The following is a 12,044-nucleotide window of genomic DNA, read 5'->3' as shown; positions in this document are numbered from 1 at the left end:
GCCGGTGGGCGAATTCCACGGCCTGTGCGATGTCGGAACCCCCGTCTAGCGTCCGATCTGTGGACAGACGGCGTCGGACTCGGCGACAACCGCGGAATCGCGGCTGTTAACAGCGCTCGGGAGGGAGGGCCATCTGTGGATGAAATCGTGGACAACCTGTGTTGTACATGGGGAGAGACGGTGGAAAATCACACGGATGTAACTACTACCCCTTGTGGTGCCTTCCGATGTCCGTCCCCATATGTAGTATTGAGGTCCCGGCGAGCCCTGCCCGCCCGGACGACGATTTTCCAGGGGAGAGAGAGAACGACATGGCGATCACGGTCTACACCAAGCCGTCCTGCGTCCAGTGCACCGCGACCTACCGCGCGCTCGACTCGAAGGGCATCGAGTACAACGTGCTCGACCTGTCCGAAGACCCGTCGGCGCTCGAGCAGGTCAAGTCGCTCGGGTACCTGCAGGCACCCGTCGTCATCACCGATGAGGACCACTGGTCGGGCTTCCGCCCCGACAAGATCGACGAGCTCGCGTCGCGCCTCGCCTGATCCGGCGACAGGCTCTCAGACCCCCGTCATGAGCGCTGTCGTGTCGGCGACCGAGGCCCCGTTGCTCGTCTACTTCTCGAGCGTGTCCGGCAACACCGCACGTTTCATCGAGAAGCTCGGCAAGCGGGCCGTGCGCATTCCGCTCCGGCCGACCGACCCGCCCCTCCACATCGACGAACCCTTCGTGCTGGTCACCCCCACCTATGGCGGGGGAGCCGGCCGAGGCGTCGAGAAGGGCGCGGTCCCCAAGCAAGTCATCCGGTTCCTCAACGAGGAGCGGAACCGACGAAACATCCGCGGGGTCATCTCCGCGGGAAACACGAACTTCGGCGACGCCTTCTGCCTCGCCGGAGACATCATCGCGCGCAAATGCGCGGTGCCGCACCTATACCGGCTGGAAGTTTTCGGCACCCCCGACGATGTCCAGCGGGTCACCGAGGGATTGGAACGATGGTGGAAGTTGAGCTGACCGACGTGGACTTCAAGACCGAAGCGCGATTCGAGGGACTGGATTACCACGCCCTCAACGCGATGCTGAATCTGTACGACGCCGACGGCAAGATCCAGTTCGACGCCGACAAGCGCGCGGCGCGGGAGTACTTCCTGCAGCACGTCAACCAGAACACGGTGTTCTTCCACTCCCTCAAGGAACGTCTCGACTACCTCGTCGAGAAGGAGTACTACGAGCCGACCGTGCTCGCGAAGTACTCGATGGAGTTCATCCAGGAGCTGAACGACCGCGCCTACGGTGCCAAGTTCCGATTCGAGACCTTCCTCGGCGCGTTCAAGTACTACACGAGCTACACGCTCAAGACCTTCGACGGAAAGCGCTACCTCGAGCGCTTCGAGGACCGCGTCGTCATGACCGCCCTCGCCCTCGCCGACGGCGACCAGCGTCTCGCGGTCCAGCTCGTCGACGAGATCATCTCGGGCCGCTTCCAGCCCGCGACCCCCACGTTCCTCAACGCGGGCAAGGCCCAGCGCGGCGAGCTCGTGTCGTGCTTCCTGCTCCGTATCGAAGACAACATGGAGTCGATCGCCCGCGGCATCAACTCCGCCCTGCAACTGTCGAAGCGCGGCGGCGGCGTGGCCCTGCTGCTGTCGAACATCCGCGAAGCGGGTGCGCCGATCAAGCAGATCGAGAACCAGTCGTCGGGCATCATCCCCGTCATGAAGCTCCTCGAAGACAGCTTCAGCTACGCCAACCAGCTCGGTGCGCGTCAGGGCGCCGGCGCGGTGTACCTCAACGCCCACCACCCCGACATCCTCCGGTTCCTCGACACCAAGCGCGAGAACGCCGATGAGAAGATCCGCATCAAGACGCTGTCGCTGGGTGTCGTCATCCCCGACGTCACGTTCGAGCTCGCGAAGAACGGCGAGGACATGTACCTCTTCTCGCCTTACGACGTCGAGAAGGTCTACGGCAAGCCGTTCGGCGACATCTCGGTCACCGAGAAGTACCGCGAGATGGTCGACGACCCGCGCATCAAGAAGACGAAGATCAACGCGCGCGAGTTCTTCCAGACCCTCGCCGAGATCCAGTTCGAGTCGGGCTACCCGTACATCATGTTCGAGGACACGGTGAACAAGGCGAACCCGATCGCCGGCCGCATCAACATGTCGAACCTGTGCTCCGAGATCTTGCAGGTCAACACGCCGACCACGTACAACGAGGACCTCTCGTACGACACCATCGGCAAGGACATCAGCTGCAACCTCGGCTCGATGAACATCGCCCTCGCGATGGACGGCGGCGACCTCGGCCTCACGGTCGAGACCGCGATCCGTGCCCTCACCGCGGTCAGCGTGCAGAGCCACATCGCCTCGGTGCGCTCGATCGAAGACGGCAACGACCGCTCGCACGCCATCGGTCTCGGCCAGATGAACCTGCACGGGTACCTCGCTCGTGAGCACGTCTACTACGGCTCCGAAGAGGGCATCGACTTCACGAACATCTACTTCTACACGGTGCTGTTCCACGCGCTGCGCGCCTCGAACCGCCTCGCGATCGAGCGCGGCACGGCCTTCGACGGCTTCGAGAACTCCACCTACGCGTCGGGGGAGTTCTTCGACAAGTACACCGACCAGGCGTGGGAGCCGCAGACGGCCAAGGCGAAGGAACTCTTCGCCGGGGTGCAGATCCCCACGCAGGACGACTGGCGCGAGCTGAAGGCCTCCATCCAGCAGCACGGCATCTACAACCAGAACCTGCAGGCCGTGCCGCCGACCGGATCGATCTCGTACATCAACAACTCGACGAGCTCGATCCACCCGATCGCCTCGAAGATCGAGATCCGCAAGGAAGGCAAGCTCGGTCGCGTCTACTACCCGGCCCCGTTCATGACGAACGAGAACCTGGAGTACTACCAGGACGCGTACGAGATCGGCTACGAGAAGGTCATCGACACGTACGCCGCAGCCACCCAGCACGTCGACCAGGGCCTGTCGCTGACGCTGTTCTTCAAGGACACCGTCACGACGCGCGACATCAACAAGGCCCAGATCTACGCCTGGCGCAAGGGCATCAAGACCATCTACTACATTCGCCTCCGTCAGCTGGCGCTCGAGGGCACCGACATGACCGAGTGCGTCTCGTGCATGCTCTGATCCGCTGACCACCGACCGATCAAGGACACAGGAACGACATGGCTGAGAAGCTGCAGTTGCTGAACCACGTGCAGGCCATCAACTGGAACCGCATCCAGGACGACAAAGACCTCGAGGTCTGGAACCGTCTGGTGAACAACTTCTGGCTCCCCGAGAAGGTGCCGCTGTCGAACGACATCCAGTCGTGGAACACGCTCACCCCCGAGGAGCAGACGCTCACGATGCGCGTCTTCACGGGGCTCACGCTCCTCGACACGATCCAGGGCACGGTGGGCGCGGTCTCGCTGATCCCCGACGCGATCACTCCGCACGAGGAGGCCGTCTACACGAACATCGCGTTCATGGAGTCGGTGCACGCGAAGAGCTACTCGTCGATCTTCTCGACGCTGTGCTCGACGAAGGAGATCGACGAGGCGTTCCGCTGGTCGACCGAGAACGAGTTCCTTCAGAAGAAGGCGCGCATCGTCATGGACTACTACCGTGGCGACGATCCCCTCAAGCGCAAGGTCGCCTCGACCCTTCTCGAGTCGTTCCTGTTCTACTCGGGCTTCTACCTGCCCATGCACTGGTCGAGCCGCGCCAAGCTCACCAACACGGCAGACCTGGTCCGCCTCATCATCCGCGACGAGGCCGTGCACGGGTACTACATCGGCTACAAGTTCCAGCGCGGACTCGAGACCGTCGACGAGGCCCGTCGTCAGGACATCAAGGACTACACGTTCTCGCTGATGTACGAGCTCTACGACAACGAGGTGGGCTACACCCAGAGCCTCTACGACTCGGTCGGACTGAGCGAGGACGTCAAGAAGTTCCTGCACTACAACGCCAACAAGGCGCTGATGAACCTCGGCTACGAGGCGATGTTCCCCGCGTCGGTGACGAACGTGAACCCGGCGATCCTGTCGGCGCTCTCGCCGAACGCCGACGAGAACCACGACTTCTTCTCGGGGTCGGGCTCGTCGTACGTCATCGGCAAGGCCGAGGCGACGGAAGACGACGACTGGGACTTCTGAGTTCCGACGACGAAGGCCCCGCACGGACGACCGTGCGGGGCCTTCGTCATTCGCCGCTCCCCAACTACGATTAGTAGCTAATAGCCTAATACCTATAGGCTTACGGCATGCAACGCCCTCCGCTCACCCCGCGATCCGTCATCCGCACCGCGGCCGACCTCGCCGACGCGCGTGGCCTCACCGAGGTGACCCTCTCCGCCGTCGCCCGTGAACTCGACGTGCGCACCCCGAGCCTCTACGGCCACGTGCGCGATCTCGCGGCCCTCCGCGACGGCATCACGACCCTCGCGCTCGGCGAGGTGGGCGACCGCGCGAGCGAGGCGGTGGCCGGTCGCGCCGGGCGAGACGCCCTCCGCGCGCTGTGCGACGCGCACCGCGAGTACGCGCGCGCCCACCCCGGCCGCTGGGAGAGCCTGCAGCGCCGGGCCGGCGACGCGGTCGCGCGCACCGAGGAGGCCGCGCGATCGAGCCGTGGGCCGGCAGCGGTGCTGCGCGGCTACGGCATCCCCGAGGACGATCGCGTGCACGCGACGCGGCTCATCGGGTCGTTCCTGAACGGCTTCCTGCACCTCGAGCACATCGGGAGCTTCGCGCACAGCGCGCCGCCGGCGGACGACTCCTGGCGCCTGCTCATCGACCGTCTCGACGGTCTCCTGGCTCACTGGAACGCGAAGGACGAGAAGTGATCACGACCCCCCTGACCCCGGAGCTGATTCGCGGCGGCGCGGAGCTCGAGCCGGTCGAGCGCGGCCTGCGCCTGCATCGCCTGCCGCTGCCGTACCGCTCCCGGGAGGCCGACGGGCAGCTCGCGATGGTGGAGCGTCAGCCGTCCGGCATCCATCTGCGCTTCCGGACGACGGCGACCACCCTCACCCTGCGCCTGCACGCCACGCGGGTGTCGTACCGCGGGCTCGATCGTGCCCGCGGGCAGGTGGACGTGCTGGTCGACGACGTGCTCGTGCGGCGTCGACCTCTCGAAGACGGCGACGCGCTCGAGCTCGACCTGGCGACGGGAGCGGCGACTCCTCGGCCCGGGGCGGCCGACACCGTCGCGGTGGGCGACCTCGCTCCGGCCGAGAAGACCGTCGAGATCTGGCTGCCCCACAACGAGCAGATCGACCTCGTCTCGCTCGAGTCCGACGCGCCGCTCGCCCCGATCGCCGACGCCCGACCGGTCTGGGTGCACCACGGCAGCTCCATCAGCCACGGCTCGAACGCCGCCGCTCCCACCGAGATCTGGCCCGTCGTCGCGGCGCGCGCCGCGGGGGTGCAGCTGCAGAACCTCGGCTTCGGGGGCAGCGCGATGGTCGACCCCTTCCTCGCCCGGGTGATCCGCGACCGGGATGCCGACCTCATCAGCGTCAAGCTCGGCATCAACGTCGTGAACGCCGACGCGATGCGGGCGCGCGCCTTCGTCCCGGCGGTGCACGGGTTCCTCGACACGATCCGCGAGGGGCATCCCGACACCCCGCTGCTGGTGGTGTCGCCGATCTTCAGCGGCATCCACGAGAAGACCCCCGGCCCCGGCGCCTTCGATCCGGAGAGCCTGCGCTCCGGGTCGGCGCGATTCGTCGCCACCGGGTCGCCCGCCGAGGTCGCGCGCGGAGCGCTCACTCTGGAGGTGATCCGGGATCTGCTCGCGTCGGTGATGGCTGCGCGGGCCGACGACCCCGCGCTGCACTACCTCGACGGTCTGTCGCTGTACGGCGCCGACGAGGCGGTCACCCACCCGCTCCCGGACGGGCTGCACCCCGACACGGCGACGCACCGCCTGATCGGGGAGCGGTTCGCGGCGGCGGCGTTCGGCGCCGGGGCTCCGCTCAGCCGCTAGCGGGCCGCCGGGGCCCGGCGCGCCGGTCCGCTCGCGCGGCGGCGCCGGTGCTCCCTCGCGGAGCCGGCGGCGCCGGTGCGGACGGTTTTTCGCGGAGCCGACCCCGCCGGCATCGACAGCCTCTCGCGGAACCGGCCCCGCCCGCGATCAGCGGCGCGCCGGCCCGGCGCGAGCGCGTCAGACCGGCCACTCCCGCGCCTCGAGCCGCTCGAGCAGCACCTCGACCGCGGAGCCCTCCATGCCGCGCACCCAGCGCTGCGTGTCGGAGCCGCGCGACGACACCGTGCGCCCGCGTTCGCCGCGCTCGAGGCGCACGTCGACGTGTCCCGAGGTGACGCTCACGCCCCGCAGCGCCCCCGCGGCGACCATCGCGGCGAGGGGATCGTGCAGGGCGCACCGGCGATCGGGGAAGACGCGTCCGGCGTAGAAGTCGAGGTACAGCGGCAGCATCGCGGCCAGCGCCCGCGGCAGGGCGCCCGGGATCGCCTCGAGGCGCACGAGGTCGGCCTCGTCGAGCGTCTGCGTCATGGTGACGTCCAGCGGCACGAGGGTGGTGTCCCAGTCCTGCGCGAACACGACGGCCGCCGCCTCGGGGTCGTTGTGAATGTTCGCCTCGGCCCACGCCGTGACGTTGCCGGAGTGGGCGAAGGCGCCGCCCATCACGACGAGGTGGTCGAAGGCGGCGACTCCGGACGTCTCGGCGTAGGCGGCGAGGTTGGTGAGCGGACCGAGGGCGAGAACGGTGAGATCGGGATGCCGCGTCGCCAGGTGATCGATGAGCTCGACCGCGGGTCGCGCGTCGTGGGTCCGGGCGGCGGCGGTCAGGGCGATGCCGCCGACGCCGTCGTCGCCGTGCACGTGGGGAGCGCCTCCGGCGTAGGCCCGACCGCGGAAGTCGTGCGCGCCGATCGCCACCGGGATGTCGTGCACCCCCGCGAGCTCGAACAGCGAGAGCGTGTTGGCGGCCGCGCGGGCGGCATCCGTGTTCCCCGACACCGTCGTGACGCCGACGACCTCGACCGCCGGCTCGGCCAGCAGGTACGCCAGGGCGAGCGCGTCGTCGATGCCGGTGTCGCAGTCGACGAGGATCGGGCGGCGGGTCATGCGTCGGCTCCGTAGGTGTCGAGGTGGGAGAGACGGGGTTGCGAGGCGGGATCGGCGACCGCGGCGGCCCCCACGGCGCACGCGCGCACGAGCGCGGTCTCATCGGAGTCGCCGCGCAGCAGACCGCAGACCAGGGCCGCGCAGAACGCGTCGCCCGCGCCGACGGTGTTGACGACGGTCGAGGCGAGTCCCGGGGCGGATGCCGCGAGCTCGCCGTAACGGTACAGGCGAGCACCCGCGGCGCCCAGCGTCACGCACAGCAGCGGCACGTCGTGCACCTCGGGGAGCTGTGCGTACTCGGTCTCGTTGACGATGACGACGTCGCACTTCTCGAGCACGCCGGGCGGGAGCGGGCGGGCGGGGGCGGCGTTGACGGCGAGGAAGCTCGACGCGCGCGCGGCGGCGATCACGACGGCATCCGACACTTCGAGCTGCAGCAGCACGGCGCTGTCGGGCTCGATGCGCAGGTGCGTCGCGTCGATCTCGGCGTTCGCCCCCGGGCACACCACGATCGAGTTCTCGCCGGTCGCATCGACGACGATGAGCGCCGTTCCCGTGGCGGCCGACGCCGTCTGCACCCCGGAGGCGTCGATGCCCTCGGCCGCGAGCTGCGTGCGGATCCCGCGCCCGTCGAGGTCGTCGCCGACCGCGCCGACCAGACGCACGGCGGCGCCGAGGCGGGCCGCGGCGACCGCCTGGTTGGCGCCCTTTCCCCCGGGTCCGCGCTGCAGCACGCCGTCGGCGACGGTCTCGCCCGCGGCGGGCGCGCGATCCACGCGCGCGGTGAGGTCGACGTTGATCGCACCGACGACGGTGAGGGAGGGGGAGGGCATGCGCGGGTCCTTTCGAGGTCAGTGCAGCAACAGCTTCGCCACGATCAGCAGCGCCGACACCAGTGCGGCCCCGATCGCCGTCAGGACGACGCCGACGAGGGAGTACCCCCGCAGGCGCGCTCCGGCCGTTGCGACGACGACGAGGTAGGCCATCGCCACCCCGACGCCCCAGAGCAGCGCGGTCGCCAGGGCGACACCGAACGCGACGAGGAGCACGACCACGAGCAGCGGCAGGAACGTCACCGACACCATGGGCGCGCTCACCGCGAGGTGGTGGCGGAAGATCCTCGACGGGCGCTCGGTGGAGGTGTCGCCGAGCGAGTACGCGAAGACATGCGTCGCGAAGTACACGAGATTCGTCAGCGCGACCACGGCCACGACGAGTCCCAGCTCGCTGTCGCTCAGCCCGATGAGCGTGGATGCCGAGACGAGCGCGCCGTAGCAGCCCGCACTGATGCGCTCGGCGGCGTCGTGTCCGAGGCGGCGGGGGGAGGGGGCATCCATCGTCGTCACCCCCGCGTTCCGCGGCGGCGGAGTCCGGCGGAGACGATCGCCACCGCGGTGCCGACCGCGACGCCGATGACCGTCTCGATCACGCGGTCGCGCAACAGCAGGTCGGGGGAGGCCGGCGAGGCGAGGGAGATCATCAGCAGCGCGAGCGGGGTGATGAAGAGCATCGCGATGCCGTAGTTGCGCCCCACGAACAATTCGGCCCCGGCCTGCAGCACGACCGCCACGGCGATGACGAGCCACGGCGGGAGGTGGAGGGCGAGCAGCCCCGCCGCGATCAGCACACCGAGCAGGGTGCCCACGAGACGCTGGACGCCCCGGATGAGGCGCGCGGTGACGTGAGCCCCGCCGACCGCGGCGACGGCGCCGACCATCGCCCAGTACCAGTGCGTCCCGACCAGCAGCGCCCCCGCGATGCCGGCGAGCAGTGCGGCGATTCCGACGGTCGCGGTCATCTCCCCGGCCACCGCGCCGATCGACGGCCGGGGGCGCGTCGGACGCGCCCACGACCCCCGGCGTGCCAGCACGAAGACGGTCGTGACGAGCAGGCTCCACGCCACGCTCGCGCCGCCGACCACGACGACGGTCGCGAACGTCGACGCCGTCGCCGGGAAGCTCGCGGTGGCTCCCGCGGCGAACACCGCGAAGAGCGCGCCGGGAGGATGCCACTGGGCGCGGTAAGCGAAGAGCGTCACGATCGCGGCGAGCACGGCGACGACCGCGACGCTGACGGGGGCGGGCGTCGACAGGGCCGACAGGGCGGTGCCCACGAGCATCGAACCGACGAGGATCACCCCCGCCGTCGCCTGCATGCGCACACGGGCTCGCGGCGCGTCGGTGCGGCCGTACAGGGCGGCGAACGCGCCGAAGCTCGCGTAGACGGCGAGGTCGAGGCGGTTCAGCAGCAGGAGGGCGATCAGGGGGATGCCGACGCTGAGCACCGCGCGCACCGCGACCCGATGATCGCCCCGGTGGGGGCCGACCCGGATGACGCCGGTCCACACGCGCCCCCGGGATTCCGCCACCCCTCCAGCCTACGCGCCGGGTGGGCGGCATCCGTTCCGAGATGGCGGCGTCAAGGCCGTGGCCTGCGCGCGGGGATCTGGTGAGGTGGGGGCATGGATGCCGACCGCGAGAAGCCCCCGATCGAACCCGGGCCCGAGCCCGACACCACCACGGCCGCCGAGGGGGAGCGTTCCGACCCGAGCCTGGACGGCGACGACCAGCCGATCGAGTGATGGCGGCGGGACGTCTCGACGTCGAAAGGTGCCCGGGTGACCCGTCGAGCCCTTCCGTAGGGTGGGAAGTCCCGACCGATCGAGGAGAGACGTGTTCCGCACGCCCCTGACCCTGTTCCGCACCCTCGCGATCGCCGAGGCGGTCTCGTGGACGTTGCTCATCGCCGGCCTCATCCTGCGGGCCACGGCCGACCTGCCGATCGCGGTGTCGATCGGCGGCGGCATCCACGGCTTCGTGTTCCTCGCCTACGGCGCCACGGCCGTGCTGGTGGCGTTGAATCAGCGGTGGGGCTTCGGCCCGGCCGCGATCGCGGTCGTGAGCGCCGTCATCCCGTACGCCACCGTGCCGACGGAGATCTGGCTGCACCGCACGGGACGCCTGCAGGGTGCCTGGCGACTCGACGAGACGTCGGATCCGCGCGATCGTCGCCCGCTCGACCGCCTGTTGCGCTTCTTCCTGCGCCGACCCGCGATTCTGGGCCTCGTGCTGGTCGTGGTCGTCGCGCTGGTGTTCGTCGTGCTGCTGATCGCGGGTCCGCCGGGCGGCAAGGGCTGACCGCCCGCGCGGCGGTGGTGCGCGGGCGTCACCGCACGTGGATGCGCACGCTCGCGGGCGCGATGCGGCACGTCGCCAGGAAGGTGGTGACGGTGCCCGAGACGGTCGCCACCGCCCGCCCCACGCCCAGGAACGCCACCGTGCTCCGGCGCACGCGCTGACTGGCGGCGTCATCGATGAACCGCCGCATCGTGTCGCCCGAGCGGCCCGCGGTCGACACGTCGAGCTCGACCCCGAGCACCGGCCCGGTCGTCGACTCGACGCGCCACTCGACCGTGGCGACGCCGCCGCCGCGGCTGGTCATGACCAGCGTCGCCGACCCGCATTCCTCGCCGCCGACCTGCTCTGTGCGCAGGGGCGCGGATGCCGGAGCGGAATCGGCCCCGCACAGGGCGATGCCGTGCAGGCGGGCGTACTCGCGTCCCGTCGCCGTGATGCTCGAGCAGTCGGCGAGCGCCGGTGTCGACACCGTCGCATCCAGCGGGTCGGCGCGCGTGTCGGCCAGGGCGGGCTCGGGGCCGGAGAGCAGTGCCGAGAGGACGACGAGAGAGGTGGCGATGGCGGGCACGCGCATGGTGCTGTCCTCCCTCCTCGTCGAGCGTCCCCGAATCTACGCCCAAGCGCGTGCCGATGCGACGGCTTGCCTGCGACGGGGACACGGCATGTCCCGCCGTCGCGTCCCCTCGGTCGGTCACCGCTTCGTCGACACCGTCACGGTGAACTTGCGGTCGCGGGCGACCTGGCGGGTCGGGCCGACGAGGCGCTCGAGGGCGGGTCGATACTGCAGGGCGGAGTTCCACACGGTCCACAGCTCGCCGCCCGGCCGCAGCACGCGCGCGGCGTCGGCGAACATGCGGGGAGCGAGACCGTCGGCGAGGGCCGCACCCGCGTGGAACGGGGGATTGAGCGCGATGAAGGAGCTGCTGGCATCCGGTCTCGCCCCCAGTACGTCGTCGCGGTCGACGCGCACGCGGTCGGCGACGCCGTTGGCCGCCGCGGTGGCCCGGGCCGAGGCGACGGCGACCGCGGACTGATCGCACGCGACGACGTGCAGCGAGGGGGTGCGCACGGCCAGCGCCGCCGCCACGACCCCCGTGCCGCACGCGAGGTCGATCGCCTCGTCGCCGCGCGGGGCGGGCAGGTGGGCGAGGAGCAGGCGGGTGCCGATGTCGATCGAGGCTCCCGCGAACGCGCCGCCGAAGGCGCGGATCCGGATGCCGTCGACCTCCGCCTCGTCGGGGACCGGGGTCGCGCCGCCGCGCGGTCCGCGGGCGAGGAGCACGCGCGACTTCTGCCGCGCGTGCGAGACGTCGACGCGGTCGAAGTGCTCGCGGAGCACCTCGTTCATCGCGAGCGTCATGTGCTTGATGCGCCCGCCCGCGAACACCTGCACCTCAGGGTGCGCGTGCAGGGCGATGAGCCCGGCCGCATCGGCCAGGGCCCGCAGCGAGCGGGGAAGGCGCATCAGCACGACGCGCGCACCGCGCAGCAGGTCGGCATCGAGCGGGAGCGAGGTGAAGGCCTCGTCGAGCCCGGCGTCGGAAGCGTTCGCGGCCAGCGCCCGTTCGCCGAGCAGCTCGTCCTGATGCACGCGGATGCCGCGCGCCCCCGCGTCGGCGGAGGCCAGGGTGAGCGCGCCGTGCGTGTCGCCGATGACGACGAGGGCGCCGTCAGGGAGGTCGGCGCGGGCGACGGCCGACTCGTCGAGGATCAGGCGATCGGCGGCGTCGACGGCGACGAGGTCGGGACCCTCGAGATCGGGGCGGCGACGGAGGGCGTCGAACGAGAAGGGCACCGTGCAACGGTA

The 12,044-nt window shown here is 70.1% G+C and carries 13 protein-coding genes; 7 read left to right on the top strand and 6 right to left on the bottom strand.

From position 1 onward, the window contains the following. Positions 1 to 311 precede the first annotated feature (311 nt). The 6 genes from nrdH to AB0230_RS06315 all read left to right on the top strand — a co-directional run bounded on the left by nrdH (position 312) and on the right by AB0230_RS06315 (position 5,996). Entirely contained in the window at positions 312 to 545 is a 234-nt protein-coding gene (gene nrdH, locus AB0230_RS06340; protein WP_055838040.1) for a glutaredoxin-like protein NrdH, read from the top strand. A gap of 28 nt (positions 546 to 573) precedes the next feature. Further along, positions 574 to 1,014, top strand: a complete 441-nt coding sequence (gene nrdI, locus AB0230_RS06335) for a class Ib ribonucleoside-diphosphate reductase assembly flavoprotein NrdI (RefSeq protein ID WP_366374644.1) — start codon at positions 574 to 576, stop codon at positions 1,012 to 1,014. Then, a complete protein-coding gene (gene nrdE, locus AB0230_RS06330; protein ID WP_363389659.1) occupies positions 996 to 3,152 on the top strand; it encodes a class 1b ribonucleoside-diphosphate reductase subunit alpha in 2,157 nt (718 codons plus the stop codon). The genes nrdI and nrdE overlap by 19 nt, the downstream gene beginning before the upstream one ends. Before the next feature lie 38 nt (positions 3,153 to 3,190). Next, entirely contained in the window at positions 3,191 to 4,165 is a 975-nt protein-coding gene (gene nrdF / locus AB0230_RS06325) for a class 1b ribonucleoside-diphosphate reductase subunit beta (RefSeq protein WP_108320566.1), read from the top strand. A 107-nt stretch (positions 4,166 to 4,272) separates the two neighbouring features. After that, positions 4,273 to 4,851, top strand: a complete 579-nt coding sequence (locus tag AB0230_RS06320; RefSeq protein ID WP_366374641.1) for a TetR-like C-terminal domain-containing protein — start codon at positions 4,273 to 4,275, stop codon at positions 4,849 to 4,851. Then, positions 4,848 to 5,996 carry a GDSL-type esterase/lipase family protein gene (locus tag AB0230_RS06315; RefSeq protein WP_366374639.1) on the top strand — a complete coding sequence of 383 codons (1,149 nt, stop codon included), beginning with the start codon at positions 4,848 to 4,850 and terminating at the stop codon, positions 5,994 to 5,996. Before AB0230_RS06320 ends, AB0230_RS06315 begins: the two co-directional genes overlap by 4 nt. 177 nt (positions 5,997 to 6,173) lie before the next feature. Here the strand turns inward: AB0230_RS06315 and AB0230_RS06310 are convergent, their stop codons facing one another. The 4 genes from AB0230_RS06310 to AB0230_RS06295 are packed head-to-tail and all read right to left on the bottom strand — an operon-like array spanning position 6,174 to position 9,468. Then, positions 6,174 to 7,100 carry a nucleoside hydrolase gene (locus tag AB0230_RS06310; protein ID WP_366374637.1) on the bottom strand — a complete coding sequence of 309 codons (927 nt, stop codon included), beginning with the start codon at positions 7,098 to 7,100 and terminating at the stop codon, positions 6,174 to 6,176. After that, positions 7,097 to 7,933: a PfkB family carbohydrate kinase gene (locus tag AB0230_RS06305; protein ID WP_315994693.1), complete on the bottom strand. Its 837-nt coding sequence runs from the start codon at positions 7,931 to 7,933 to the stop codon at positions 7,097 to 7,099. The genes AB0230_RS06310 and AB0230_RS06305 overlap by 4 nt, the downstream gene beginning before the upstream one ends. A gap of 18 nt (positions 7,934 to 7,951) precedes the next feature. Beyond that, entirely contained in the window at positions 7,952 to 8,437 is a 486-nt protein-coding gene (locus tag AB0230_RS06300) for a hypothetical protein (RefSeq protein WP_363389646.1), read from the bottom strand. A 5-nt stretch (positions 8,438 to 8,442) separates the two neighbouring features. After that, positions 8,443 to 9,468 carry an FUSC family protein gene (locus AB0230_RS06295; protein WP_315994691.1) on the bottom strand — a complete coding sequence of 342 codons (1,026 nt, stop codon included), beginning with the start codon at positions 9,466 to 9,468 and terminating at the stop codon, positions 8,443 to 8,445. Positions 9,469 to 9,772: 304 nt separating this feature from the next. Here AB0230_RS06295 and AB0230_RS06290 point away from each other — a divergent pair, with 304 nt between their 5' ends. Beyond that, on the top strand, positions 9,773 to 10,237 hold the full coding sequence (locus tag AB0230_RS06290) for a DUF3817 domain-containing protein (RefSeq protein WP_315994690.1): 465 nt from the start codon (positions 9,773 to 9,775) through the stop codon (positions 10,235 to 10,237). Positions 10,238 to 10,265: 28 nt separating this feature from the next. Here AB0230_RS06290 and AB0230_RS06285 read toward each other — a convergent pair whose 3' ends face one another. Beyond that, entirely contained in the window at positions 10,266 to 10,811 is a 546-nt protein-coding gene (locus AB0230_RS06285) for a hypothetical protein (RefSeq protein ID WP_366374634.1), read from the bottom strand. 117 nt (positions 10,812 to 10,928) lie between these two features. Then, a complete protein-coding gene (locus AB0230_RS06280) occupies positions 10,929 to 12,032 on the bottom strand; it encodes a methyltransferase (RefSeq protein ID WP_366374632.1) in 1,104 nt (367 codons plus the stop codon). Positions 12,033 to 12,044 lie beyond the last annotated feature (12 nt).

Source organism: Microbacterium sp. NPDC089190 (assembly GCF_040701795.1).
Lineage (GTDB): Bacteria > Actinomycetota > Actinomycetes > Actinomycetales > Microbacteriaceae > Microbacterium > Microbacterium galbum.
This window is presented reverse-complemented; position numbering and strand designations above follow the sequence as displayed.

Bases quoted from the DNA above. Each gene is read 5' to 3' on its own strand.
- nrdH (WP_055838040.1), top strand. From the start codon at position 312: ATGGCGATCACGGTCTACACCAAGCCGTCCTGCGTCCAGTGCACCGCG.
- nrdI (WP_366374644.1), top strand. From the start codon at position 574: ATGAGCGCTGTCGTGTCGGCGACCGAGGCCCCGTTGCTCGTCTACTTC.
- nrdE (WP_363389659.1), top strand. From the start codon at position 996: ATGGTGGAAGTTGAGCTGACCGACGTGGACTTCAAGACCGAAGCGCGA.
- nrdF (WP_108320566.1), top strand. From the start codon at position 3,191: ATGGCTGAGAAGCTGCAGTTGCTGAACCACGTGCAGGCCATCAACTGG.
- AB0230_RS06320 (WP_366374641.1), top strand. From the start codon at position 4,273: ATGCAACGCCCTCCGCTCACCCCGCGATCCGTCATCCGCACCGCGGCC.
- AB0230_RS06310 (WP_366374637.1), bottom strand. From the start codon at position 7,100: ATGACCCGCCGCCCGATCCTCGTCGACTGCGACACCGGCATCGACGAC.
- AB0230_RS06305 (WP_315994693.1), bottom strand. From the start codon at position 7,933: ATGCCCTCCCCCTCCCTCACCGTCGTCGGTGCGATCAACGTCGACCTC.
- AB0230_RS06300 (WP_363389646.1), bottom strand. From the start codon at position 8,437: ATGGATGCCCCCTCCCCCCGCCGCCTCGGACACGACGCCGCCGAGCGC.
- AB0230_RS06285 (WP_366374634.1), bottom strand. From the start codon at position 10,811: ATGCGCGTGCCCGCCATCGCCACCTCTCTCGTCGTCCTCTCGGCACTG.